The following is a 24865-nucleotide window of genomic DNA, read 5'->3' as shown; positions in this document are numbered from 1 at the left end:
TTATGTTATACGATACCTACGGAGAAGAGTACTTAGCATTCTTGCAAGAGTTGAATGAAATTTTGAGTTTAAACGAATTAGTTGAATTGGACTATTTATAGTCATCATCAAAAAACACAAAACCATGGAGAAAAATAATCAAGAAAACAGCGCTTACACAAACTTCATTCAGAATTTAAACGATATTTTAAATCACTTTGAAATCAAGTCATTGAATTGTTCTTAATTTTATATAGTGTGATGAAAAAAGGGAATCTAGTAGTTAGATTCCCTTTTTTTATTTTAACCTAAATAGGTTTTTAAGATTTTACTCTTAGAGCTGTGTCGCAATTTTCTAATGGCCTTTTCTCTAATCTGTCTTACACGTTCACGGGTTAAGTCAAACGTAGAACCAATTTCTTCCAAAGTCATACTAGGGTTTTCCCCAATACCATAATACAAACGAACAACATCTGCCTCTCTAGGACTTAGGGTATCTAATGCGCGGTTAATTTCAGTATTTAAACTTTCGTGCATTAAGGTTTTATCTGGTTTAGGAGACTCGCCAGAATTCATTACATCATATAAATTAGATGTTTCTCCTTCTTTTAAAGGCGCATCCATAGAAACATGTCTGCCCGTATTTTTAAGAGACTGTTTTACTTCTGAAACCGTCATATCTAGTTCCTTCGCAATTTCTTCTGGAGAAGGCGGACGCTCATGGGCTTGTTCTAAATAAGAGAACGTCTTTTTAATTTTATTAATGCTACCTATCTTGTTTAAAGGCAAGCGAACTACTCTAGACTGTTCTGCAAGGGCTTGTAAAATGGATTGCCTAATCCACCAAACAGCATAAGAGATGAATTTAAAACCACGAGTTTCATCAAAACGCTTTGCTGCTTTGACTAATCCTACATTACCTTCATTTATCAAATCTGGAAGTTTAAGGCCTTGGTTTTGATATTGTTTAGCTACAGAGACCACAAAACGTAAATTAGCATTGGTCAACTTTTCTAGTGCAACTTGGTCGCCGGCTCTAATACGTTGGGCTAAATCTACTTCTTCTTGGGCAGTTATCAAATCAATCTTGCTAATGTCTTGTAGGTATTTATCTAAGGATTTGGACTCACGGTTAGTTACCTGCTTAATGATTTTTAATTGCCTCATTCTCTTTGTTCTGTTTTTAAGTGTATAAGCTCTCAGTATAATGCATAACTCGCTAATTTCCAAATAGGTTTTGATAATGTTTTCTAAAAGTTATAAGCAACTCGCTTTCACATACATACTAGAACAGTTGTATTTTTTTAGGTTAAAGCAAGATAATTTCTTTTTTAAGGCCTTAAAATCTCCTAATTTTGTAGGGTTTTTTAAAAAACGGCCTAAACCAAGACAATTTTGGAAGTACAGAAGAAAGTTGCTAAAAAAAGTTTATATGATTATCAGCTAGCAGACCTTAAAAAAATTTTTAAGGAGCTAGAAGAAATGCCAGAAGGGAGCAACATGCTTTACCAATTACCAACAGGAGGTGGTAAAACGGTGGTGTTCTCAGAAATTGCCCGTAGGTATATAGAACAGACTGGCAAAAAAGTGGTAGTGCTTACCCATAGAATAGAATTGAGCGGACAAACCTCTAAAATGCTTAAAGGTTTTGGGGTGACTAATAAGGTTATTAATAGCGAAGTAAAGGAATTAGACGACCAAGAAAACTACAACTGTTTTGTAGCCATGGTAGAAACCTTGAATAATCGCTTACAAGAAGAAAAAATAACGTTAGAAAACGTAGGTTTAGTCATTATAGATGAGGCTCATTATAATAGTTTTAGAAAACTATTTAAGTTTTTTGAAAAAGCTAACATTCTCGGTGTAACGGCAACGCCGTTAAGTTCTAATATTAAATTACCGATGAAGGACAACTACAAGAAACTAATTGTAGGGAAGTCTATAAAGTCATTAATACAAGATGGTTTTTTAGCTAAAGCCAAGCTGTACAATTATGATGTAAGCCTTAGAACTTTAAAATTGGGCATGAATGGAGATTATACCGTTAAATCTTCAGAAGAGTTTTACGGTAACCACTCCATGTTAGGTAAGCTTTTAGCGGCTTATGAAGAAATAGCTAAAGGAACCAAAACACTTATTTTTAATAACGGAATCAACACATCTTACTACGTATATGAGACTTTTAAAAAAGCAGGGTACAACGTTCGCCATTTAGACAACAGAAATACTAGCGCTGAGCGAAAAGAAATATTAGACTGGTTCCACACTACCCCTGATGCAATCTTAACCTCAGTAAGTATCTTAACCACCGGTTTTGATGAGCCTTCCGTAGAGTCTATCATCTTAAACCGAGCCACACGCTCCCTTACGCTTTATTTTCAGATGATTGGTAGAGGGTCTCGTAAATTAAAAAATAAGGATACGTTTAACGTTATTGATTTGGGGAATAATATTGCTCGTTTTGGTCCTTGGGATGAACCAGTAGATTGGCAAGAAATTTTTCATTTTCCAGACTTTTACTTGGAGAATATTAAGAATGATGAAGATATTGAGCGCGACTTTGTGTACCAAATGCCAGACGAGCTGCGCGAGAAATTCAAGAATTCTGAAAACATAAAGTTTGATATTAAGGCGGAATACAAAAAGGTTTTTGCAGAAGGTTTAAAGTCAAAATTAGTGCTAGAACGAAGCATTGAACAGCACGCAGAAATTTGTGTAGAAAATAGCGAAGATGTTTTTGATGCTCGAATTTTGGCTAAGGAGTTGAAAGATGAAATTGCTTATCGCGTACGTCAATATTCATACTGCATCATGAACAATACCAAGAATTATAAAGAGTGGTTAGAAGAAGACTATGAACGTAAATTACGTTCTAGTATTTCTAAGAAATTTGCGCAACGTATGTAATGGAAAAAATATTGATTGTAGGATATGTTTGGCCAGAACCCGATACCACAGCGGCTGGCGAGCGTATGTTACAACTATTGGAGTTCTTTTTAACCCACAATTTTGAAGTACATTTTGCCACCTCCGCTGTCAAAACCGAATACTCCACCAACTTAGAAGCACTTGGTGTGCATTGCCAAGCAATTGCATTAAATAGTGATACATTTGATAGTTATTTACAGCGGTTAAATCCTGATGTAGTTGTTTTTGACCGATTTATGTTGGAAGAACAATTTGGTTGGCGTGTACGGGAACAGTGCCCAGATGCCTTACGGATTTTGAATACGGAAGATTTACATTCTTTGCGGGAAGCTCGGCAAATAGCACATAAAAAGAAGTATCCATTTAAATTACAAGATTGGTACACCCATCCAAAAACGCAACGAGAAATTGGTAGTATTTACCGATGCGATTTAACCCTACTTGTCTCAGATTACGAAATGCAGCTTTTACAGCGAGAAATAGGTATACAACCAGACTATCTTCTGCATTTACCCTTTTCAATACGTCCACAAACACAAGTAACACCTACTTTTGAGACACGCAAGGATGTAATAACTTTTGGTAACGGCAAACATGGACCCAATGTAGATAGCATCACCTACTTAAAAGAGGAAATTTGGCCTTTGTTACGCAAAAAATTGCCTAAGGACACAAAATTACACGTGTACGGAGCCTATTTACCGCAACGAGTGCAAGAATGTCATAATCCAAAAGAAGGTTTTTTAGTACATGGTTGGGTAAAAGATTTAAAAGACAAAGTACGACAGGCACGTTTGGTGGTAGCACCTTTGCGGTTTGGAGCAGGAATTAAAGGTAAATTAAGTCTAGCTATGGAATGTGGTACGCCGAGTATCACAACCAAAATTGGCGTAGAGGGAATGGGGGACCCTAAAAATTGGCCTGGAAGTATTGGAAATACAACCCAAGAATTTGTTGATGAAGTGATACGCTTTTATCAAGATGAAAAGCTCTGGCAAGAAGCGCAAGAAAAAGGATTCCAGTTTTTAAAAAATCATTTTGATAAAGCTAAACAATCACAGAAATTTTTAAACACCTACCATAATATTCAAGAGAATATCGTCTCGCATCGTGCTAAAAATATAATAGGTAATCTTTTGCATTCCAATAGCTTGAATGCAACAAAATATATGGGAAAGTGGATTACGGAAAAAAATAAAGGAAACCGTTAGAATTTTCTACTTTCTTTACTGGAGACACAGTTTAAATCCTAGTTTAAATAGTTTTTCTTTGAATGCATCTAAAAATTAGAGGCAAAAGCACGGTAACGTAAACCCGCTACAAACACTACACCACCTATGGCATTACCCAGTAGGGCTAGACCTTGAAAACCCAGGTAATCGCTTATAGAAACCTTGTGCGTAAAAATAAGTCCTGCAAAGACCTCAATATTTCCTACAATACTATGGTGAAAACCAGCAAAACCTACTGTAAAGGTTATTAAATAGATAATAACAATTCTGCTAATAGTATCTCTAGAAGAACTTAAAAGCCAAGATAATACGGCCATAAGCCACCCCGCAAAAATAGCACTACCTAAGGTCAATAGCGGTCCCGATTTAGAAACGTGATGTGCAATTTCTTCTATGCTTTCTATGGTTATAATCTCTAAAGATAGCCCTATATGGCCACCCAGAAAGGCAAAAATATACCCACCTAATAAATTACCTAGAATAACAATGCCCCATAATTGTAATAGTTCTTTTACGGAACGTCTTTTGTGTAAAACAGGAAGGGTTAGCAACGAAGTTTGTTCGGTAAATAATATAGATTTCCCGAGAACTACAATTATAAATCCCACAGGATAGGCAAACGCCAAAAGAGGAAACAGAAGGTCTTTTGAGACTTTACCTTTTAATAAATGATGTAAAATGGCCAAGAGTAAAAAACTAAACCCGATTTCTAAGCCCGCAATTAAGGCACTGATAAAAACATTGGTCTTTTTATTTTTATAGGTTTCCAGCCCTTCACAAAGTTGGTCTACCAAGATAGCTTCTTCAGTTTTCACCTGCTCTTGGTTCGCATTTTCATGCACCTCCTCAATTTTTTTATCCAGTTCTTCTTTTTCTGCCATAGCGTTGCAAATTACTAGCTTTAAATATCTTGGATTAACTGAATTGGTATTTTTACGTGCTTTTCCCCATGCTGTTTAGTATAATTTATGCAGTTTTAAGAGCTTGGTTTATGAACAAAACAATTTCTCCATCACCACAAACGCTATACCACCTTTTCTATAGGTTTTATTGGTTCTTTGCAGACCAAAACGCTCGTAGTACTTAGCCTTTTCAACACGCGCATTACACCAAATGCGAGAAACGGAATCATTAGAGCACCTCTTAAATACTTCGGTTAACAATTGAGTGCCATATCCTTTTCCTTGCGCTTCGGTTAGTGTGGCGAACTTTCTAAATTGTATTCCCTCTTGGGTATGGAATAAAGAAATAATACTGGTTAATTGTACTCCTACAAACAACCCCAAATGCGAACCTTCTGCGTCTTTTTCTAGTTTTACAAAATCTATGGATTGGTTAGGCCACATTACGCTATGCCTTATAGGCCATGTTTTGGTGTAATGGATAGGTTTAATATGGATTTCAGTTTTCACTGGGTTAAAGATACTGGCTTTTTGCTATTTTATTATTTCCATATTAAGGAAATTTTGTATATTGTTTCCTAATTTAGGAAATATCAATTATTATCTCCAATAATAGGAAAAAATGGCAGAGCAGTATTACATAATTATGGCAGACGTTATCGATAGCCGCTCCATTACTAAAGATAAAGGTTTTATGGAGGCGTTTAAATCGCTCATAAAACAAGCCAATTCTACTTTATCGGATGCTATTTTATCGCCCTTGACCATAACGCTAGGAGACGAGTTTCAAGGAGTGGTAGCTAATAAAAATACATTATTTGCTCTTCTATTTTATTTAGACGAACAATTGTTGGCATTGGGCTATCCGTTTAAATTACGCTATGCATTGGTCTATGGTGAAATAGAAACACCTATAAACCCTAAAATAGCCCATGAGATGTATGGTAGTGGTTTAACGCGGGCCAGAGAAGGTTTAGAATCGCTCAAAGAAATGGAACCCCATTATTATGTGCAATTGCAATCGTATACAGACATGCAACTACAACTGAGCTTATATTTGTACCAAAGTATAAAAACAGGGTGGAAAAGCAGTGAATCTAAAATTATTTCCGCATTTTTAACCCATAAGGATTATAAAAAATTACAAGAAATAGGATTGTACAAAACACGTTCTGGAGCTTGGAAAAAGTACAATTCTTTACAAATTGAGGCCTACGAAACCGTAAAAAAATTGATTTTAAATATCATAGCAAATGAGCGAACTTAAATTTCACATCTTATACTATGTAATTATAGAAGTCTTTTTGCTCATTATCTTCTATGCGGTATCTAAATGGTTAGATCCTAAGAACAGTAGAAAAAGTATAGGGCAAAAAAGTACCTCTTGGCTTAAAGGCTTTTTAGAGCGTGTATTTTTAACTTTTTTATTGCTAACTGGTTTTCAAGGTTCTGCCTTGATTCTTTTTGGTGCTATTAAATTAGGGACCCGTTTGGACAGTGATAAAGAGGCCAAAGTAAATAATGATTATTTTATAGTAGGAAATTTTATCTCTATTGCAGCTGCGGTATTGGCATTCCTACTTTTTAAACCTTTTATAAAAATTAATTTATAACAATGGATAATACACCCAATTGGCAAACGGCCATAGAATTTGAAGATATTACCTATAAAAAGTGCGATGGTGTGGCACGTATTGCCTTTAATAGACCTAATGTACGTAACGCGTTTAGACCAAAAACCACGGCGGAATTGTATAAGGCATTTTATGACGCACAAGAAGACACTTCTATAGGCGTAGTTTTACTCTCTGGCGAAGGACCATCTACCAAAGATGGTAAATGGGCATTTTGTAGCGGTGGCGACCAAAAGGCTAGGGGACATAAAGGCTATGTTGGTGAAGATGGTTACCACAGGTTAAACATACTAGAGGTACAGCGCTTAATACGCTTTATGCCTAAAGTGGTTATAGCTGTTGTACCTGGTTGGGCCGTAGGCGGTGGCCACAGTCTGCACGTTGTGTGCGATATGACGCTAGCAAGTAAGGAACATGCTATTTTTAAGCAGACAGATGCCGATGTAACTAGCTTTGATGGCGGATATGGCTCTGCCTATTTAGCCAAAATGGTGGGCCAAAAGAAAGCGCGTGAAATTTTCTTTTTAGGTAGAAATTACTCAGCGCAAGAGGCCTACGAAATGGGAATGGTAAATGCGGTAATACCCCATGATGAACTAGAAGCAACTGCTTACCAATGGGCACAAGAAGTATTGGCTAAATCGCCTACATCTATAAAAATGTTAAAGTTTGCCATGAACTTAACGGATGATGGCATGGTTGGCCAGCAAGTATTTGCAGGAGAAGCTACCCGTTTGGCGTATATGACAGATGAAGCCAAAGAAGGTAGAAATGCTTTCTTAGAAAAACGAAAGCCTAACTTTGGTGAAAATAAATGGATTCCTTAATCCTATAAAAAAAGGAAACCCGTTCCTTAATATAGTTTGGAACGGGTTTTATTTAATTTTTTCTGATTGCCTTCTAATTCCTTTTCGGCCTTAGCTAATTGGTATTCTAGCTTTTCTTTTTTTACAGGTTCCAATTCTTCTGCCATTCTAAGCTTGTTCCTTAGTTTGGCAATACGCCTTTCATTAGAACGTACTTTTTTTTGAGCTTTTAAGAGTTTTTTCTCTGCTGTCTGATGCTTTTTAAGGGCTTTTTCGGTCTTTTTTGCCGCTCTTTGTTCCGCCTTTATGGCTCTCTCTCTAGCTTTGAGGTCTTCCTCTGTTATTTCCTCTTTTATGACTTCTTCGGTTTTATTTTCAGAATTTTGTGCAGTAACACTCATAAAACTCATTAATCCCAAAGCCAATAGTAGTAATACTTCTCTCATTTATTATAGTGTTTGTGGTTATACACTAATTAAGACACAGAATTACTTAAGAAGTCACATAATGTAGTAGGGTAGGCTTAATTTGAAAAGAGCCTTGTCAGAAGACAAAGGCCCTTTTACGAGAACACTATATGAAAATGAAAATTTTATTTTTCTTATTTAATACGTTGTAAAAGTAGTGCCGTAGTGACTGTCTGCACAATTATTGTTGTGTACTTAGCAAATCTTGTGGTGAAGTAAAAATTGGACATAAAAAAAGGACCTTGTTTGTCGACGAAGGCCCTTTTACGAGAACACTATATGAAAATGAAAATTTTAATTTCTTACTTAATACGTTGTAAATGTACCCTGCTTCTAATCTTTATCATAACTATTGTTGTCAACCTATTAAAACTTGTGGTTAACTCTTGGAATGTTGTAAATAACTTCTATTTTGGCAGTACTACTAAAATTAGAATACCAGTTATTTTTTTAGACTGATGCGCAATACTATTTTAATTTTCTCATTACTTGTATTTTTATGAGTTCACAAACCTCAAATTGTACCAAAAAAAAAGAGCCTTGTCTGTAGACAAAGCCCTTTTACGAGAACACTATATGAAAATGAAAAAATTTACTTCCTTGTTTATTACGATGTAAAAGTAGGAGTAGTCTCCCTACAAAAGAAACTATTGTTGTGTAGGGATGTTATACTGTGGTAATAACTGTTAAACCTGTTATTTATTACTAGTTTATGGCCTTAACTAACGCTCCTAAAAAGGTATTGGCGTCAAAATTAGGTGGTGATGATAAGCCTGTCCTTACTACTACTAAGTCTTTAGAGGGTATAATGTATACAAATTGACCTTCAAAGCCATCCATATAATAGGTATCCTTTGGTACATCTGGCATGTCTCCTCCTGCGTTTAACCAAAATTGACCCCCATATAGACCGTCGCTATTTTCTGTTGGGGAGCTTACATAGTCTACCCATTCCGGAGAAAAGAGCTGTTGTCCGTTCCATTGGCCTTTATTTAAATACAATTGCCCAACTTTGGCCCAATCTTTGGTGGTTGCCCAACCATAAGAAGAAGCCACGTAGTTCCCTGCCAAATCTGCCTCTAATAAAAAACTATGGGCTCCAATTTTGTCTAATAGTGCACTATACGGAAAGTCTAAATACTCTTGATGGGTTCTAAATTGTTGGCGCAGTATTCCTGAAAGCAAATTGGTAGTTCCAGAACTGTAATTCCATATTTCTTTAGGTTTTGCAATTGCCTTTTTTTCTTTCTGTGCCAAGGTCATGTCTGTATCTAAAAACAACATTTTAGTTACATCAGATATTTTGCTGTAATTTTCTTCCCATTCCAAACCACTTTGCATACGCAACAAATGATTTAAAGTGATGTTTTTTCGTTCATCATTCTTCCATTCGGTTATAGGAGCAGGCCAGTCCATTTCTAATTTTCCTTGGTGTTCCAAAACGCCGTAAAGTGTAGCTAATATACTCTTAGTCATACTCCAACCTAAAACTGGAGTATCTACCGTAATACCATCTACATACTTCTCATGCAACAAATGCCCTTTGTAAAGCACTAATAGGGTTCGTGTTTTTTGCACTTTAGGATTCCCAAAGGGTAATGCTACTGCCTTTTGCAAGGCATTATAGTCTACTGTGGTAAATACAGAGTCTTTAGCTGGTAAATGTCCATAGGGATAGGGGAGTGAATCGAACTTTTGAATTCTATTGGGTGATAAATATGGAGTGTTTTCATCATAATCTTTAGTGACCAATACCGCTCCTAAGCCTTTACGTGCAACCGCCTTTCTTGGCAATAATCCAAAAACTTTACTTACAGCTGTTTTTTGTTGAACGCTATATTCTGTGTCTGCCAATTCTACTAAAGGTGCTTGTAAATCTTTAGCAATTACATCTGCTGCATTTCTATGTGCAATTAATACACTAGAAGCGGTGTATTTAGAGGTGTATCCAGAGATAATATTTAATTTGGGGTAGTTTACATACACCACAATAGCTATTATAATAAGCAATAGGAGTAATACACGTTTAAACCATTTCATACGAATTATGTTTTAGTTCTTAAAGATAAAGCTACTAGTAGTAAAAATTATTTTAAACCTTATTAAACTAAGTGTAAAGCGTAACTTTTCAATTTGAGTTTCTTTAAGAATGCTGTACATTTAGGCTTATGAAGATATTTAATCTTTTACTTATACTTGGTATAATTACGTCTTGTAGCTCAAGTAAATTTATCCAAGAGAAACCCATTGTTTTTGATGAGCAACGGATTGAACTTACTAAAGAATATTTAGAAGATAGATATGAATTAAAACAAGAGACGATTACAATTATCCCCCGTATGATTGTGGTACACTGGACCGCCATTGCTTCTTTAGAGGATTCTTTTGATGCTTTTAAAAGACCAACTCTACCTTCTTGGAGGCCAGATTTAACTACTATCAGCGGTCTTAATGTTTCTAGTCACTTTTTAGTGGATCAAGATGGTACTGTGTATCGGTTAATGCCAGAAAACCATATGGCACGGCATGTTATCGGTTTAAACCATTGTGCAATTGGTATAGAAAATGTTGGTGGTACCGAAAATACTCCTTTAACCCAAGCTCAGCTTAAAGCAAACATCAAATTAATAAAGTATTTAAAAAATAAATATGCTATAGATTATTTAATTGGTCATCATGAATATACTTTGTTTGAAGACCATCCACTGTGGCTAGAGGTAAATGATGGTTACAGAACCACTAAAACGGACCCAGGACCAGAATTTATGGCAGAATTAAGAATGGCTACATTAAAATTGAATTTTAAACCTTTACCAAAATAGTTTATGAATATCACAAAAAAAATATTGGGAATTTTTGCTTTTACTATAGGTTTCTTAACCATGCAAGCTCAAGATTTTACCAGTAGTCTCTATGGTTCTTATGATAGGTATAAAGAAAAAAGCTTAGATAAGCGCCGTATTAAACACCATCAAATTCAACCTCTCATCAATAAATTAACTAAGGATTCTGATTTCACGGTGCAGAAGGTTGGGGAGTCTATTCAGGGGCGGGATTTACGATTAATAAGTATAGGTAAAGGTGATATTAATGTGTTCTTATGGTCCCAGATGCATGGAGATGAACCAACAGCTACCCAAGCTATTTTTGACATCTTTAATTTTTTACAAGGCGATGCCTACAAAGCGGAAAAGAAAGCGATATTATCCAAACTAAAGCTTCATTTTTTACCCATGCTTAACCCAGATGGCGCAGAAGTGTTTACAAGAAGAAATGCGTTGGGTATAGATATTAACAGAGATGCCTTACGTTTACAATCTCCAGAAGGGCGCGTCCTCAAGAAGATAAGGGATAGTTTAGATGCCAATTTTGGTTTTAATCTGCATGACCAAAGTAGATATTATAATGCGGAACGTACAGAAAAACCAGCAACTGTTTCTTATTTAGCTACGGCTTATAACTATGAAAAAGATATTAATGAAGTGCGTGCCAATGCCATGAAGGTTATTGTGTATATGAATAATATTGTACAACAATATGCTCCTGGACAAGTGGGGCGCTATAGTGATGATTTTGAACCACGTGCTTTTGGAGACAATATTGCAAAATGGGGTACTAGTCTTATTTTGATTGAATCTGGAGGGTATCCTAAAGACCAAGAAAAGCAAGAAATACGTAAGCTTAATTATGTTTCTATCCTTTCTGCATTGCATACTATTGCGGACGGAAGCTACCAAGAAATTTCTATAGAAGAATACGAAAAAATTCCTAAAAACGACCGAAATTTATTCGACCTAAAATTAGAAAATGTAACGTACGAATTAAATGGGGAGGATTATATTTTAGACTTAGGAATTGTACGTAATGAGGTGGACGATGCATACCATAATAAATTTCATTATAGAAGCGTGATAGCAGACCAAGGGGATTTATCTACTTTTTATGGCTATGAAACCTTTGATGCCACAGGGTATAAGATAGTAGCGCCAAAAATATCTCAAAACGTAGTAATGCCGCAAGGAAATGAAATACACGTTTTAAATACCTTAGAACTATTGAAGACCGGACAAGCTTATGTTAGAGCAGAGCGCATACCCATAGAATTAACTTATAGCAATTCACCTTTTAATGTTGTTCCAAAAAACTTCACCCTTAAAAATTTTGGTGTGTCACCTGGATTAAACCCTACGTTTTTCCTAGAAAAAGATGGTAAATTACAATATGCAGTTATTAATGGTTTTCTAATCGATTTAAACAAACCGTTATCGCTACAACAAATAGGTAACGGGATTATTATTCGTTAAGATTAATACTTAAAAATTAAAAATTAAAAAAGGAGAGCAGGGCTCTCCTTTTTCTTAGTTCAATGGTGTAACCAAAAATTTTCTAAATTCTACAGGGCCATGGTCTCCTTGTATCATAAAAGCTCCAGGCTCCCCTTCTTTGCTGTCTAATGCACCGCCTGTGATGCCTGGTATAGTTTGGTCTGTAATTATACGCTTTCCATTTGCTACAATAGTAACGCGGTTCCCAATTAAAGTAATCTCATATTTTTGCCATTCGCCAGCAGGTAGTGCTGCATTTTCATTAGGTTCTAAAAACCCGTAGATGCCGCCAAAATAAATATCCATAGGCGTATAACCATAATTATCTTCAATTTGTACTTCATAACGTCCTCTTAGGTAGATACCACTATTACTGCCTTTCGGATACTTAAATTCAATCTCGGCCTTAAAATCTCTAAATTTTTGGTCGCTAATAAGGTTAGCGCCACTTTTTGGATTTACAAGAATTCCATCATTCACCTGCCACTGATTTTCTTCTCGGTCTGCATGCCAGCCTTCCAAGTTTTTTCCGTTTAATAGAGCAATTGGTTTTTCTTCTACATATAAAGCCTTATGCGGCTGTTTTGGTGCACGGGTACCAGTAAAAGGAATACTACTGCCGTCCGTATATGTTATGGTTCCTGTTAATGTATTGTTATTCAATCGCCCTACAAGCTTCATATCTTCCCCTTCAGGTTCCCATTGTCTAGGAATGATAAAAGAGAAATTATTTTCCTTAATAGTAATTTCAGCTACAGGTCTTGCACTACCAAAAGCAAATACAAACCTACCAACATGAGTAGCATGCCCAGAATGTCTAATTTCTAGCCAAGATGGTGCTTTTTTACCCTGAAAGTCTATTTCTAAATCCCAACGACCCTCTAAATCGCTTTTTTGTGCATTTATTAAAAGATTACAAAGCAAGAATGATAAGCATATTAGTTGTTTTTTCATGTGTCAGTTTTTGTATAGTTTTTAGTGTGATGAAGGTAATGGATTTCAGCTTTAGAACATAATATCCATTTTGTAACACCTTATTTTTTTTTAAATGAAGGCATAAAAAAAGGGAGGCTTATATCCTCCCTTCAATCTCAATCAAAAATTAAGAATTTTAGCTTTCAGAATCTAAAAGTGCAAAGAATTTATCCAAATCTGGAATAATTACAATACGTGTTCTTCTGTTTTTAGCCATGCTGTCTTTATCTGTATTTTCTACCAATGGTTGGTATTCGCTTCTACCAGCAGCAATCAATTGCGTTGGATCCACATTGTATTTTTCTTGTAGCGTACGTACTACAGAAGTAGCGCGCTTAACACTTAAATCCCAGTTGTCTTCTACCACTGCTGTATTGATAGATCTAGAATCTGTATGTCCTTCTACCATCACTTCCATACTAGGCTCAGAGTTAATTACTTCTGCAAGTTTGCCCAATACTGTATTAGCTTTATCATTAATACGGTAGCTACCTGTTCTAAACAAAAGGTTGTCAGAAATATTAATCATAACAACAGTTTTGTCAACAAACACATCAATGTCATCACTATTATCAGAGATAGAGTTCTTTAAGTTGTAAGAGATAGCTAAATTTACAGAATCTTCCATAGTCTTAGCTTCAGCCAATTTAGCAGGGTCTACTTTAGCCAAAGTAGCTTCCATTTTAGCCTTATTGGTGTTACTCATTACAGTGTTTCCTTTAATTTGGAACTGACTATCATTAACTTCTTTTAAAGAATTGATTTTAGCATTATACTCAGCTACACGAGCTTCTATTTTGGAAAGTTTAGAGGCTAATTCCTCTTTTTCTACCTGAGTCTTGGTCAGTTGACTTTGTGTTTGTGCTAAATTTTCTTCTAAGGCTACATACTTCTTTTTAGAAACACAGCCTGTAAGCACAACAGTTGCCACAAGACCGGTAAATAATACTTTTTTCATTTTGAAAATTTTAAGTGTTCATAAATCTTTCACTTTATATGTACGCACCAAATTCGTTTTTGGATCATATAAAAAAAGTCCGTCTTAGACAGACGGACTTTTGAAACTGAATTTCAGTATGTTAAACTTTTAAATTATTCGCAACCACCGGTAAAGCCATTAGCACTAAACTTGGTTTGCACTGCCCCCTGTTTGGTACCATTTATTACACGGATTACCAAGTTGCTCTCACCACTACCATCTCTTTTTGGGGTGCAGTACTCAAACAAATAAAAGCTATTTGCTTGTTCTGATACTCTTGCCGAGATTTGGTTAAACGTAGTTTCTAATTCGGCAGCATTGGCCGCAACTACACTAGAGGTCTTACCAATATTTTCTAAAACTTGAGTATCTATTTCTGCACCTAAACCAATGGTAAAGAATGAAATATTTCTGTTAGCATCTTCTACAGCTTTGATGGCGTCTGCCTCTTTATATCTAGAAGCTTGGTCTGTTCCATCGGTAAATAAAACCACAGATGCAGCGCTAATATTATCGTCAGAAGAAGTCGATTTTACCAATTCTTCCGCTTTCTTAGTTGTTTTAAGTACTGCTCCGTACAAATCTGTTGAAGGGTCATTGCTAATATCTTCTGTAATGCCATCTATTGCTGCTGTTAATTCTGTAGCAGAAGAGGTTAAATCGTTTAATAAATGTAATTCATCTTCTCCATCAAACCAATAAATTGCCATTTTAAAAGATTCTGATTGTGTTGCTGGCATTACATTATTTACAAAGCTAGTAGCTGCATTCTTTAACTCTGCCAAACTACCTTGTAAAACCGAGTTACTTAGGTCTAATACTAGTAAGGTGTTATTGCTGAATACCTGACTATTGGGAGAAATACGAGCAAAAGACTCACTAGAAGAGATCGTATTAAAACAATCATCATTTCTACCTTGTTCGTAAATAGTGAATTTATTTGCTGTTAGGCCTGCTACTGGGTTGCCATCGCTATCGCTAACTTTAAATAGAATTGAAACTTTCCCTGGCAGGGTAGTGTATTCATCTTGTATGGAGAGAATTAAATCGCTTTCGCCAAAATTTAAACAATCGTCTGGTTCTTTACCTTTACCTAGCTCTCCATTACCTTCATTTAATTGAAAGTTGACATCATCATCAGCATTTCCACAGGAGAAAATTAAAGACAGTACCAATAGGCACAACACACTCTTTGTGTAGTTTATCATTTTCATAATTTTTAGGTTCCAAATGTACAACGCAATAATCGTGCAGAAATTTTTGTATCCTTCTAATTGATATGCCTAAATAAAAGTTAAAATAAAGAAGGTATGGGTTAAAAATAGTAGTACTTCATCATAAATTGATAACTTACCTTTGAGAAAAATACGACTAAATTATGCCTAGTTATCAAATAAATGTCAATGGAGCTTCACAAACTGTAGAGGTTACCGCAGACACTCCAGTACTATGGGTTTTAAGAGACCACCTAGATTTAGTAGGAACCAAATTTGGTTGTGGTATTGGTCAATGTGGTGCATGTACCATACACGTGGATGGCACCCCAATGCGTAGTTGCAGCCTTACTTTAGAACAAATTGATGGTAAAAATATTACTACTATAGAAGGGCTGTCCGAGCATGGAGAACATCCAGTGCAGCAAGCCTGGAAAAAAATAGACGTACCACAATGCGGTTATTGCCAAGCAGGACAGATGATGACAGCAGCGGCATTTTTAGAAAAAAATGCCAACCCTACAGAAGAAGATATTAAAAATGCTATGCATGGAAATATTTGTAGATGCGGTAGTTATAACAGAATTTACAGAGCTGTAGAAGAGGCAGCAAAGCATATGGGATAATCCTTAATATAAGCATCAAAACAAATGAAGACATCAAAAAATACGTTTAGTAGAAGGTCCTTTATGAGAACCTCTGGCCTTGCTGGTGGAGGTATGCTTATAGGATTTAACCTTTTTCAGGCTTGCAAAGCTAAAACAGAACAAACCTTTATACCTCCTAAAGATTTATCGCAATTGAATTATCAGGATTTTAATGCCTATATAAAGATTGCAGAAGATGGTACGGTAACTATTTTTTCTCCCAATCCAGAAATAGGGCAAGGCGTTAAAACTGCTATGCCTATGCTTATTGCAGAAGAATTGGATGTGGCATGGGAAAATGTCTATGTTCAACAAGCCAAATTAGATACTAAAAATTTCACCAGACAGGTAGCTGGTGGGAGCCAATCTATTAGACAGGGTTGGGAGCCTTTACGGCAAACTGGCGCAACAGCTAGACAGATGTTGGTGAATGCTGCCGCAACGCAATGGGGTGTAGCACCAGAGGATTGTACTGTTAAAGCAGGAGTTATTACCAACACAAAAACGAATGAGACTCTAGGCTACGGGGAGGTTGTAAATGAGGCCGCAAAATTAGAAGTACCAGAAAATGTTACGCTAAAAGACCCAAAAGATTTTACCATAATTGGTACGGACGCACAAAATGTAGATATTGATAAGATTACGACTGGTAAACCACTGTTTGGTATTGATTATAAAGCAGAAGGTATGGTTTATGCTGCTGTGGTACGCCCACCTGCTTTTGGTCAAAGTCTTTCTTTTTTTGACGCGGAAGCAGCCAAAAAAATGGATGGCGTTTTAGATGTAATCACTATTGGTAAAGGCGCCCGTAAATTGATAGACGCTATGCCTAACATTGAGGCTATTTTAGCTAAGACAGATAAAGTTGTAGTCATTGCAAAAAGTACTTGGCAAGCAATGAAGGCCAAGAAGGCAATAGAGGCAGAATGGCAAAACACGTCTGAACTAGAAAGCACTGCGTTACATAATGAAAAATTAACAGCCCTTTTAGATGGTAAAGATTTTACTACGATGAGAGAGGATGGTGATGTAGAAGAGGCCTTTGCAACTGCGGACCAAATTTTGGAACGCACGTACGAATCTCCTTTTTTACCTCATAATTGTTTAGAGCCCATGAACTTTTTTGCTCATGTTACAGATGAGAAAGTACATTTGGTAGGTCCTATACAAACCCCGCAATGGAAAGCGGGTACTGTAGCGACTATGCTAGACAGAAAACCAGAAGAAATTGAATTGGAAATGACCCGTATGGGTGGTGGTTTTGGTAGAAGGCTTTATGGTGATTTTGTGCTAGAAGCTGCAGAGATAGCCAATAGCATTAGAAAACCAGTAAAAATCGTCTATTCTAGAGAGGACGACATGAATGACGGCATCTACCGGATGGCTACCAAATACCGTATAAAAGCCGGGATTAAGGATGGTGAACTAGTTGCTTATCATTTAAAAGAAGCTGCGGTTAACGCTAATATGTACGGTTTGATACCCAATTTTTTTCCCGCAGGCGCTGTAGCGAATTATAAGGTAGATGTTGCCGCTTTAAAAAGTAATATTACCACGGGAGCATGGCGTGCGCCATATACCAATTTTTTGGCGTTTGCAGAACAAAGTTTCTTTGATGAATTGGCAGAGACCATCAATGTAGATAAAATACAAATGCGTTTAGATTTACTTAAAAAGGTAGATGCAGACGCTGATGAGCGCATAGAATACAACCCAGACCGTATGGCCAAAGTAATTGAGACGGCTGTAGAAAAATCTGGATGGGGTAAACAACCCAAAGATACCTATCAAGGCTTTGTAAATTACTATTGCCATAATACACATGTTGCGGAGGTGGCAGATGTAGTCTTGGAAAATGGCAATCCTGTGGTTAAAAAAGTAACCGTTGTTGTGGATTGTGGTATTGTGGTTAACCCGTTAGGAGCTCTAAACCAAATAGAAGGTGGTGTTGTAGATGGGGTTGGCCATGCCATGTACGGAGACTTTACCTTTACAGAGGGGATGCCAAGTGCTAAAAACTTTGACCGATACCGCTTAATACGAATGAAAGAAGCTCCTAAAGTGGAGACGTATTTTATAGAAAATGATTTTGCTCCTACTGGCTTAGGAGAACCAACTTTACCACCTGCAGGTGCGGCTGTAGCCAATGCTATTAAAGCAGCAACAGGCAACAGACTTTACCAACAACCATTCACAAAATTTCCAGAATTATTAAAACCCCAAAAACAAGAAATTTTAGGATAAAGCATAACTTATGACCATATTATTATTCGGGGTTACCAAAGATATTGTTGGTAGCCCTTCTCTTTCTATACCTACCACTAACATCATGGGTAAACCCATCCCAAAGACCGTAAAAGAGCTAAAGGAATTTTTGTTTAAAAGATACCCAGCTATGAAAAATTTATCTTCTCTGGCAATTGCAGTAAATAATAATTACGCAAAAGATGAGGAAAGTATTAATTCTTATGACGAAATTGCATTAATACCACCCGTAAGTGGAGGATAGCCTATGGAGCAATATACTGCAGCAACAACTTTTTTGGATTACAATTCGCCCGAAATACAAGGGCTGATAGCTGAATTTAAGTCTGATTCATTATCGCTAAAAGAAAAAGCCATCGGTGTTTACACTAAAATAAGGGATGGTTATCGCTATAATGCTTATAATATCACCTTAAATAAAGATAAATTCAAAGCCAGCTATCTCGCTAAACAAAAAGAAGGGCACTGTGTAGATAAAGCTATTTTACTTACCGCAGCACTACGTGGTTTAAACATACCTGCACGTATTAGGTTGGCCAAAGTAACCAACCACATTGCTGTAGAAAGGCTTACAAACCGCTTTGGCACTAATATTTTAACCCCACACGGGATGGTAGAGGTATATTTAGACGGGTGGTGGATTAAGGCAACACCAGCCTTTAATAAAGAGTTATGTATTTTATGTAAAGTGGCTCCTTTAGAATTTGATGGTAAGACTGATTCTATGTTCCAAGAATATAATACGGACGGCCAACAGTTCATGGAATATCTAGAAGATTATGGCAGTTTTGAAGATGTTCCTGTAGATTTTATGATGAAGAACCTGCTAGAGCATTACCCAGGAGTTTTTGACCCTAAGAACGGTAATGTGGATTACAAGTTTTAAATTTGATGTATGTTGATAGACAATCATAATAGAGTTCTTAATTATTTAAGATTGGCGGTTACAGACCGATGCAATCTTAGATGCAATTATTGCATGCCTAGTGAGGGTATCAATTTTGTAAAAAATGACCAATTATTGTCTATAGCCGAATTAAAACGTGTTGCTTCCTTAAGTGTGGCGCAGGGCATTGATAAAATTAGAATAACTGGGGGAGAGCCCTTTGTGCGGAAAGATGTGATGGAATTAATGCGTTACATGAGTGCATTAGATGGGCTTAATGACATTTCTATCACAACAAATGCCACTTTAATTGGTCCACATATTGATGAATTAAAAGCATTAGGTATCAAAAATATCAATGTAAGTTTGGATGCTATAGACAAAGCAACTTTTGAACGCATTACCAGGAGACCCCATTATGATACGGTTCATGAAAACCTAATACGTTTAATTACAGAAGGCTTTAATGTACGTATCAATTTTATTGTATTGGAGGGTCAAAACGAACAAGATATCCTGTCTATTTTAGAGGTTATGCGCCACTATCCTGTAAGTGTTCGTTTTTTAGAAGAAATGCCATTTAATGGAGGAAGTAAACAATTTGAGCATATAAAATGGAACTATAAAGCCATTTTTGAGCACATAAAGGAACGATATCCTGATATTAAGAAATTAGTTTCGCCAGTTACATCTACATCTATCAACTATCAAATTAAAGGTCACCAAAGTACTTTTGGCATCATACCATCTTTCAGCAGAACCTTTTGTGGTAGCTGTAACCGACTACGTATTACCGCTACAGGAGACATCATAACTTGTTTGTACGGCAAGCCTAAAGCTAATCTGCGAGATTTGTTGAGGCAATCTAGTGATGATGAAGTGGTAAAGAAATTACTACAACAAACGGTAAGCAACCGTGCCAAAACAGGATTCGAAGCACAGCAAGAACATCAAGCAGTTTTTGATAGTTCTATGACTTCTATTGGTGGTTAAAATTTTATATATGAATCAGGCGACAAAAATATACGGATTGGTACTTTCTGGTGGTAAAAGTACCCGGATGGGTAAGGATAAAGGCTTATTGCAGTATCATGACGTTCCTCAACGGGAATACCTTTATCAATTATTATCTGCATACTGTGATGCAGTTTATTATAGTGTTAGACCTAATCAAGATGAAAGGATTCCAAAAGAGAGAATTATAATTGATTTAAATGAGTATAAAGGTCCTTTAAATGGCATTTTAAGTGCTCATAAAAAACATCCCAATGTGGCATGGTTGGTGCTTGCGTGCGATTTACCTTTATTAAACCATGCAGTTTTAGCGCAATTGGTACAGGAAAGAGATAGAACTAAAACTGCAACTGCTATGGCAACCCAAGAAAGTAAATTGCCAGAACCACTAATTGCTATTTGGGAGCCACAAGGACTTATAGATGCTAAAGCCTATATGGACAAGGCGCAAAGCTCTTGCCCTCGTAAATTCTTAATTAATGCGGATACCAAACTAATATATCCAGAACAGGACGAGTGGCTTTACAATGCCAATACTTTAGAAGAATATCAGTTTGCTAAACAAAAATTGGGATAAATGCCCCAAAACCGCTACATAAGACAAACTGCTTTAAAGGAATTTGGCCCAGAATCCCAAGCCAGGTTAAAAGTGGCTAAAATTTTAGTGGTGGGTTTAGGTGGTTTAGGTGTGCCCGCTTTGCAATATTTAAATGCAATGGGGGTAGGTACCTTGGGTTTAGTAGAAGGCGATTGTATTGACATCCATAATTTACAGCGTCAAGTTTTATATGCAGAAAATGAAGTTGGTAAATCCAAGATAAGTATCGCTCTTAAAAAATTACAAGCACAAAATTCAGAGACGCAATTACAATCTCATCCTACGTATTTAACCACTGCAAATGCATTAGAAATTATAAAAGCCTATGATTTGGTGCTAGATGCCTCTGATAATTTTGGTACGAGATACCTAATAAACGATGCATGTGTTATTCTTAATAAGCCTTTTATCTATGGTGCTTTACACGGATTTGAAGGTCAGGTAAGCGTATTCAATTACAACAACGGACCTACTTACCGTTGTTTGTTTCCAACTATGCCAAACCCTGAGGAAGTGCCCAATTGTGATGAGAATGGTGTATTGGGAATTATTCCTGGGATAATAGGAAGTTTCCAGGCCTTAGAAGCGGTAAAAGTAATGACTGGAATAGGAGAAGTGTTAGCTGGTAAGCTTCTAGTTTACAATGGACTAACGCAACACACTATGAAAATTGGTTTACATAAGGTAGTACGCGCAGAACAAATAACCGAACTACAAGATAGTTATGAGTTAAGTCAATGCAGTACCATACCAGAAATAGCAGCTAAAGCGTTTGCAGTACTTTCTAACTCGGCTCAAATTATAGACGTAAGAGAAGGCCATGAATATGAGCTAAAACACTTAATACCAAGTGTCCATATTCCATTAGTGGAATTAAAGGCAAACTTGGGCAAGTTAGACTTTACCAAACCTATCTATTTTATTTGCCAAAGTGGAAAGCGTAGTTTGCGAGCTGCAGCTATTGCACTAGAATACTACCCCAAAAGCGTTATTTTTTCCGTAGAAGGAGGAATGCAAAAACTACTGCAGTATGATGTGGCAACAACCTGATTTTATCGCCTTATGTATTGGTTTCTTTTTTATTGCGTTACTTTATTCTAGCGTAGGCTTTGGTGGTGGTAGTAGTTATTTAGCGCTACTTACTTTAGTAGTAACTAGTTTTTTTGCAATAAGAAGTATCGCTTTGCTTTGCAATTTAACAGTAGTCACTAGCAGTTGTTGGTTGTACTACAAAAAAGGTCATTTTCATCTTAAAAAATTCCTACCTTTCATAATTACCAGTATTCCATTTGCCTTTTTGGGAGCAAGCTTTAGGTTAAAAGAAGTTGTATTCTTTGGTATTTTAGGTATCGCACTGATTAGCTCTGCTGTGGCGCTAGCCTATCAAACGCTTAAAAAACAAGCCAAATTTGAGCCAAAAACATATCCTAAATCTTTTTTATATTTTATGGGAGCGGGTATTGGATTACTATCAGGCTTAGTAGGTATAGGAGGTGGTATTTTTCTAGCCCCTGTTTTAAATCAGCTAAAGTGGGATAAACCCATAATTATAGCAGCCTTAGCCAGTTTCTTTATTTGGGTAAACTCTATCGCTGGTTTAGTAGGGTTAATTAGCGCTGGGACTCTAAAAGTAATATGGCCAGAAATAATGCTTTTGCTAGTTGCGGTTTTTTTGGGTGGTCAATTGGGGGTGCGAATTAGCTTAGGTAAATTTACCGCCAAAGCCATTCGATTACTCACTGCATTATTAGTACTATTTGTTGGTTTACGCGTCTTTTTAATCAATGGCCTTAACTTAAATCTGTTTTCATGATTTCATTTAAAGAAGCATATCAACTGGTATTGGAGCATAGCATGCCTTTACATACACATCACGTTTCTATTACCAAAGCACACCAAAATGTGTTGGCAGAAGCTGTTTATGCAGACCGAGATTTTCCACCTTTCCATAGGGCTACCAAAGACGGTATTGCAATCACTTATAAAGCATACCAAGCAGGTCAACGTTCTTTTGTCATAGAAGGTGTAGCTGCGGCTGGGAATCCACAACAAGAATTAAACCAACCAGAAGGTTGTTTAGAGGTAATGACAGGAGCCATGGTCCCTAAAAACACGGATACCATTGTCATGTATGAACATCTAGAAATTAAGGATTCTATAGCAACCATCGTAAAACCTGTTCGGGAAGGGCAAAATATTCATAAACAAGGGAGTGATGAACCTAAAGGTAGTTTGGTTTTACAAAAAGGAACCATCATTACTCCAGCCGAAATTGGAGTTTTGGCTTCTGTTGGTAAGTACAAAGTTTTAGTGTACAAAAAACCAAAAGTTGCAGTAATTTCTACGGGGAACGAATTGGTAGATGTACATGAAACGCCACAACCGCATCAAATTAGAAAAAGTAACAGCTATAGCATAGTTGCCGCCTTAGACCAGATGGGAATTATGGCTACGCAATATCACGTGGTAGATGAAGCTTTAAGTGTAAAAGAATCTTTAGCACAAATATTAGAAAATTATGATGTGCTTTTGTTGAGCGGAGGTGTATCAAAAGGAAAATATGATTATTTACCAGGAGCGCTAGAATCATTAGGTGTTACCAAACTTTTTCATAAGGTAAAGCAACGCCCAGGAAAACCTTTTTGGTTCGGAACGTCTAACAAGCATAAGGCTACCGTACTTGCTTTCCCCGGCAATCCAGCTTCCACATTCGCTAACTTTCATGTTTACTTTGTGCCTTGGTACCATAAAAGCTTAGGTATACCTACAACATTTTTCTGGGTACAACTTGCAGAAGCCATAGAAAATGATTTACCCCTGACCCGATTTGTGCGTACAAGAATCAGCCTAAATCAACATCAACTACAAGCACAATTTATTACTGAAAATGGTTCTGGAGACTTAACTAGTTTAACTAAGGCTAACGGATTTGTAAAGCTAGAGCCAGAAACCAAATACTCCCAAGGAGAATTAGTACCTTTTATACCTACAAAGCCTATTTTATAGATGACACACGAATTTAAAGCGATAGTCAGCGCTTACATAAAAGCAAAGCAACAAGGCATATCTTGTGTTTTAGCATCCGTAGTAGCCTTAGAAGGGTCTTCTTACAGGAGGCCTGGGGTCCGTATGTTGTTACAGGCCGATGGAAAAAGAGTTGGTGCAGTGAGTGGGGGTTGCGTAGAAAAAGAAATAGAGGTACAAGCTCAAAGCGTTTTTAAAACAGGAACTGCTAAAGTGATTACCTACGATGGTAGATATAGATTGGGTTGTGAGGGTATTTTGTACGTATTGATAGAGCCATTTTACCCTACGGAAGCATTTTTAGATGCTTTTGAGAGGGTTTTAAACAATAGAAAGGAATTTATAGCGAAAAGCTATTTTGAGCCTACTCACGGCGAGAATAGTAGTTTTGGCACTGAGATATTACTGTTTAACACGGCTTATTCCCTTGCGGAGAAAAGCCTACCATTAGAAAGCTCTGAATATTTTGAGCAAAATTATCCGCCTTGCTTTCAATTGGTTGTAATAGGTGGAGAGCATGATGCGGTGAATCTTTGCCAATACGCAAACCTAACGGGTTGGGAAGTTACTGTAGTGGTAGACCCGAGAGAAGATAAGCAGCTGAGTGATTTTCCAGGAGCTACCCATTATATTGCTGCCGATGGCGCGCATCTAAGTTTGGCTGTAGACCAAAATACTGCCATAGTATTAATGACGCATAGCTACACTAAAGATTTGGCCTATTTGCTTGCCCTTTTAGAAACAAATCCTGCTTATTTGGGATTATTAGGCCCTACAAAACGACGCAACAACCTGCTTAATGATGTTCTGGAGCGTGTTCCTGATGTAAACCCAAGCTTTCTAGAGCTCATTAAAGGTCCAGCGGGTCTAGATATCGGTTCGGAAACACCACAAGAAATCTGTATTGCAGTAATGGCAGAAATTTTAAGTGTTATTAGAAATAGAGACGCACAACCCCTTGCAAATAAAGCGGGTAGCATTCACGTATAG

At 36.7% G+C, this 24865-nt stretch carries 25 protein-coding genes; 17 read left to right on the top strand and 8 right to left on the bottom strand.

The genetic code is table 11. The features are described from left to right. Window positions 1-282 precede the first annotated feature (282 nt). Window positions 283-1146 carry an RNA polymerase sigma factor RpoD/SigA gene (locus FBT53_RS04225; protein WP_136949915.1) on the bottom strand — a complete coding sequence of 288 codons (864 nt, stop codon included), beginning with the start codon at window positions 1144-1146 and terminating at the stop codon, window positions 283-285. A gap of 228 nt (window positions 1147-1374) precedes the next feature. On the opposite strand from FBT53_RS04225, the gene FBT53_RS04220 reads away from it, so the two are divergent. Together FBT53_RS04220 and FBT53_RS04215 are read left to right on the top strand one after the other, a co-directional pair. Beyond that, entirely contained in the window at window positions 1375-2886 is a 1512-nt protein-coding gene (locus tag FBT53_RS04220) for a DEAD/DEAH box helicase (protein WP_136949914.1), read from the top strand. Then, window positions 2886-4118, top strand: coding sequence for a glycosyltransferase family 4 protein (locus tag FBT53_RS04215; protein WP_136949913.1), 1233 nt, complete (start codon window positions 2886-2888; stop codon window positions 4116-4118). The genes FBT53_RS04220 and FBT53_RS04215 overlap by 1 nt, the downstream gene beginning before the upstream one ends. Window positions 4119-4186: 68 nt before the next feature. Here FBT53_RS04215 and FBT53_RS04210 read toward each other — a convergent pair whose 3' ends face one another. Then, the gene (locus tag FBT53_RS04210) at window positions 4187-5020 is read right to left on the bottom strand and encodes a formate/nitrite transporter family protein (RefSeq protein WP_136949912.1); all 834 of its coding nucleotides are present in this window, start codon (window positions 5018-5020) and stop codon (window positions 4187-4189) included. A gap of 108 nt (window positions 5021-5128) precedes the next feature. Next, window positions 5129-5551, bottom strand: a complete 423-nt coding sequence (locus tag FBT53_RS04205; protein WP_240729758.1) for a GNAT family N-acetyltransferase — start codon at window positions 5549-5551, stop codon at window positions 5129-5131. A gap of 112 nt (window positions 5552-5663) precedes the next feature. Here FBT53_RS04205 and FBT53_RS04200 point away from each other — a divergent pair, with 112 nt between their 5' ends. Genes FBT53_RS04200 through FBT53_RS04190 form a run of 3 tightly spaced genes read left to right on the top strand, consistent with a single transcriptional unit; the run spans window position 5664 to window position 7502 of the window. Continuing rightward, window positions 5664-6308, top strand: a complete 645-nt coding sequence (locus FBT53_RS04200) for a SatD family protein (RefSeq protein WP_136949911.1) — start codon at window positions 5664-5666, stop codon at window positions 6306-6308. Further along, window positions 6295-6654, top strand: coding sequence for a hypothetical protein (locus FBT53_RS04195; protein ID WP_010518855.1), 360 nt, complete (start codon window positions 6295-6297; stop codon window positions 6652-6654). The genes FBT53_RS04200 and FBT53_RS04195 overlap by 14 nt, the downstream gene beginning before the upstream one ends. 2 nt (window positions 6655-6656) lie before the next feature. Continuing rightward, window positions 6657-7502 (top strand): 1,4-dihydroxy-2-naphthoyl-CoA synthase, encoded by an 846-nt coding sequence (locus FBT53_RS04190; protein WP_136949910.1) that lies wholly within the window; start codon window positions 6657-6659, stop codon window positions 7500-7502. Window positions 7503-7528: 26 nt separating this feature from the next. Here the strand turns inward: FBT53_RS04190 and FBT53_RS04185 are convergent, their stop codons facing one another. Continuing rightward, window positions 7529-7927, bottom strand: a complete 399-nt coding sequence (locus FBT53_RS04185; protein WP_136949909.1) for a hypothetical protein — start codon at window positions 7925-7927, stop codon at window positions 7529-7531. Between the two features lie 726 nt (window positions 7928-8653). After that, window positions 8654-9988, bottom strand: coding sequence for a serine hydrolase (locus tag FBT53_RS04180; protein ID WP_136949908.1), 1335 nt, complete (start codon window positions 9986-9988; stop codon window positions 8654-8656). Window positions 9989-10116: 128 nt separating this feature from the next. Here FBT53_RS04180 and FBT53_RS04175 point away from each other — a divergent pair, with 128 nt between their 5' ends. Continuing rightward, window positions 10117-10770 carry a peptidoglycan recognition family protein gene (locus tag FBT53_RS04175; protein WP_136949907.1) on the top strand — a complete coding sequence of 218 codons (654 nt, stop codon included), beginning with the start codon at window positions 10117-10119 and terminating at the stop codon, window positions 10768-10770. Between the two features lie 3 nt (window positions 10771-10773). Then, the gene (locus tag FBT53_RS04170; protein WP_136949906.1) at window positions 10774-12252 is read left to right on the top strand and encodes a M14 family zinc carboxypeptidase; all 1479 of its coding nucleotides are present in this window, start codon (window positions 10774-10776) and stop codon (window positions 12250-12252) included. A 54-nt stretch (window positions 12253-12306) separates the two neighbouring features. On the opposite strand, the gene FBT53_RS04165 is transcribed toward FBT53_RS04170, so the two are convergent. The 3 genes from FBT53_RS04165 to FBT53_RS04155 all read right to left on the bottom strand — a co-directional run bounded on the left by FBT53_RS04165 (window position 12307) and on the right by FBT53_RS04155 (window position 15435). After that, entirely contained in the window at window positions 12307-13227 is a 921-nt protein-coding gene (locus tag FBT53_RS04165; RefSeq protein WP_136949905.1) for a DUF1080 domain-containing protein, read from the bottom strand. Between the two features lie 157 nt (window positions 13228-13384). Next, window positions 13385-14206, bottom strand: a complete 822-nt coding sequence (locus FBT53_RS04160; RefSeq protein WP_136949904.1) for an OmpA family protein — start codon at window positions 14204-14206, stop codon at window positions 13385-13387. 134 nt (window positions 14207-14340) lie between these two features. Continuing rightward, the gene (locus FBT53_RS04155; protein ID WP_370323666.1) at window positions 14341-15435 is read right to left on the bottom strand and encodes a VWA domain-containing protein; all 1095 of its coding nucleotides are present in this window, start codon (window positions 15433-15435) and stop codon (window positions 14341-14343) included. 170 nt (window positions 15436-15605) lie between these two features. Between FBT53_RS04155 and FBT53_RS04150 the strand changes: the two genes are divergently transcribed. Genes FBT53_RS04150 through FBT53_RS04105 form a run of 10 tightly spaced genes read left to right on the top strand, consistent with a single transcriptional unit; the run spans window position 15606 to window position 24865 of the window. Then, window positions 15606-16067, top strand: coding sequence for a (2Fe-2S)-binding protein (locus tag FBT53_RS04150; RefSeq protein WP_136949902.1), 462 nt, complete (start codon window positions 15606-15608; stop codon window positions 16065-16067). Window positions 16068-16091: 24 nt separating this feature from the next. Further along, window positions 16092-18332 (top strand): molybdopterin cofactor-binding domain-containing protein, encoded by a 2241-nt coding sequence (locus tag FBT53_RS04145; protein WP_136949901.1) that lies wholly within the window; start codon window positions 16092-16094, stop codon window positions 18330-18332. Between the two features lie 10 nt (window positions 18333-18342). Next, window positions 18343-18597 carry a MoaD/ThiS family protein gene (locus FBT53_RS04140; protein ID WP_136949900.1) on the top strand — a complete coding sequence of 85 codons (255 nt, stop codon included), beginning with the start codon at window positions 18343-18345 and terminating at the stop codon, window positions 18595-18597. 3 nt (window positions 18598-18600) lie between these two features. Next, window positions 18601-19239 carry a transglutaminase family protein gene (locus FBT53_RS04135; protein ID WP_136949899.1) on the top strand — a complete coding sequence of 213 codons (639 nt, stop codon included), beginning with the start codon at window positions 18601-18603 and terminating at the stop codon, window positions 19237-19239. 9 nt (window positions 19240-19248) lie between these two features. After that, on the top strand, window positions 19249-20232 hold the full coding sequence (moaA, locus tag FBT53_RS04130) for a GTP 3',8-cyclase MoaA (protein ID WP_136949898.1): 984 nt from the start codon (window positions 19249-19251) through the stop codon (window positions 20230-20232). 10 nt (window positions 20233-20242) lie between these two features. After that, window positions 20243-20830, top strand: a complete 588-nt coding sequence (locus FBT53_RS04125; protein WP_136949897.1) for a molybdenum cofactor guanylyltransferase — start codon at window positions 20243-20245, stop codon at window positions 20828-20830. Further along, complete coding sequence (locus FBT53_RS04120; protein WP_136949896.1) at window positions 20831-21901, top strand: HesA/MoeB/ThiF family protein; 1071 nt, start codon at window positions 20831-20833, stop codon at window positions 21899-21901. It begins immediately after the preceding gene. Beyond that, on the top strand, window positions 21882-22664 hold the full coding sequence (locus FBT53_RS04115) for a sulfite exporter TauE/SafE family protein (protein ID WP_136949895.1): 783 nt from the start codon (window positions 21882-21884) through the stop codon (window positions 22662-22664). Before FBT53_RS04120 ends, FBT53_RS04115 begins: the two co-directional genes overlap by 20 nt. Then, window positions 22661-23857 carry a molybdopterin molybdotransferase MoeA gene (locus FBT53_RS04110; RefSeq protein ID WP_136949894.1) on the top strand — a complete coding sequence of 399 codons (1197 nt, stop codon included), beginning with the start codon at window positions 22661-22663 and terminating at the stop codon, window positions 23855-23857. The genes FBT53_RS04115 and FBT53_RS04110 overlap by 4 nt, the downstream gene beginning before the upstream one ends. Next, window positions 23858-24865 (top strand): XdhC family protein, encoded by a 1008-nt coding sequence (locus tag FBT53_RS04105; RefSeq protein ID WP_136949893.1) that lies wholly within the window; start codon window positions 23858-23860, stop codon window positions 24863-24865. It begins immediately after the preceding gene.

The organism is Flavobacterium sp. ASW18X (genome assembly GCF_005144745.1).
In the GTDB taxonomy this organism is placed as follows: Bacteria; Bacteroidota; Bacteroidia; order Flavobacteriales; family Flavobacteriaceae; genus Croceivirga.
The sequence above is the reverse complement of the archived record's forward strand: the minus strand, read 5'-3'. Positions and strand labels throughout refer to the sequence as shown.

Bases quoted from the DNA above. Each gene is read 5' to 3' on its own strand.
- FBT53_RS04110 (WP_136949894.1), top strand. From the start codon at position 22,661: ATGATTTCATTTAAAGAAGCATATCAACTGGTATTGGAGCATAGCATG.
- FBT53_RS04105 (WP_136949893.1), top strand. From the start codon at position 23,858: ATGACACACGAATTTAAAGCGATAGTCAGCGCTTACATAAAAGCAAAG.
- FBT53_RS04165 (WP_136949905.1), bottom strand. From the start codon at position 13,227: ATGAAAAAACAACTAATATGCTTATCATTCTTGCTTTGTAATCTTTTA.
- FBT53_RS04160 (WP_136949904.1), bottom strand. From the start codon at position 14,206: ATGAAAAAAGTATTATTTACCGGTCTTGTGGCAACTGTTGTGCTTACA.
- FBT53_RS04225 (WP_136949915.1), bottom strand. From the start codon at position 1,146: ATGAGGCAATTAAAAATCATTAAGCAGGTAACTAACCGTGAGTCCAAA.
- FBT53_RS04145 (WP_136949901.1), top strand. From the start codon at position 16,092: ATGAAGACATCAAAAAATACGTTTAGTAGAAGGTCCTTTATGAGAACC.
- FBT53_RS04115 (WP_136949895.1), top strand. From the start codon at position 21,882: ATGATGTGGCAACAACCTGATTTTATCGCCTTATGTATTGGTTTCTTT.
- FBT53_RS04155 (WP_370323666.1), bottom strand. From the start codon at position 15,435: ATGATAAACTACACAAAGAGTGTGTTGTGCCTATTGGTACTGTCTTTA.
- FBT53_RS04150 (WP_136949902.1), top strand. From the start codon at position 15,606: ATGCCTAGTTATCAAATAAATGTCAATGGAGCTTCACAAACTGTAGAG.
- FBT53_RS04210 (WP_136949912.1), bottom strand. From the start codon at position 5,020: ATGGCAGAAAAAGAAGAACTGGATAAAAAAATTGAGGAGGTGCATGAA.
- FBT53_RS04135 (WP_136949899.1), top strand. From the start codon at position 18,601: ATGGAGCAATATACTGCAGCAACAACTTTTTTGGATTACAATTCGCCC.
- FBT53_RS04140 (WP_136949900.1), top strand. From the start codon at position 18,343: ATGACCATATTATTATTCGGGGTTACCAAAGATATTGTTGGTAGCCCT.
- FBT53_RS04170 (WP_136949906.1), top strand. From the start codon at position 10,774: ATGAATATCACAAAAAAAATATTGGGAATTTTTGCTTTTACTATAGGT.
- FBT53_RS04125 (WP_136949897.1), top strand. From the start codon at position 20,243: ATGAATCAGGCGACAAAAATATACGGATTGGTACTTTCTGGTGGTAAA.
- FBT53_RS04185 (WP_136949909.1), bottom strand. From the start codon at position 7,927: ATGAGAGAAGTATTACTACTATTGGCTTTGGGATTAATGAGTTTTATG.
- FBT53_RS04195 (WP_010518855.1), top strand. From the start codon at position 6,295: ATGAGCGAACTTAAATTTCACATCTTATACTATGTAATTATAGAAGTC.
- moaA (WP_136949898.1), top strand. From the start codon at position 19,249: ATGTTGATAGACAATCATAATAGAGTTCTTAATTATTTAAGATTGGCG.
- FBT53_RS04190 (WP_136949910.1), top strand. From the start codon at position 6,657: ATGGATAATACACCCAATTGGCAAACGGCCATAGAATTTGAAGATATT.
- FBT53_RS04175 (WP_136949907.1), top strand. From the start codon at position 10,117: ATGAAGATATTTAATCTTTTACTTATACTTGGTATAATTACGTCTTGT.
- FBT53_RS04120 (WP_136949896.1), top strand. From the start codon at position 20,831: ATGCCCCAAAACCGCTACATAAGACAAACTGCTTTAAAGGAATTTGGC.
- FBT53_RS04215 (WP_136949913.1), top strand. From the start codon at position 2,886: ATGGAAAAAATATTGATTGTAGGATATGTTTGGCCAGAACCCGATACC.
- FBT53_RS04200 (WP_136949911.1), top strand. From the start codon at position 5,664: ATGGCAGAGCAGTATTACATAATTATGGCAGACGTTATCGATAGCCGC.
- FBT53_RS04180 (WP_136949908.1), bottom strand. From the start codon at position 9,988: ATGAAATGGTTTAAACGTGTATTACTCCTATTGCTTATTATAATAGCT.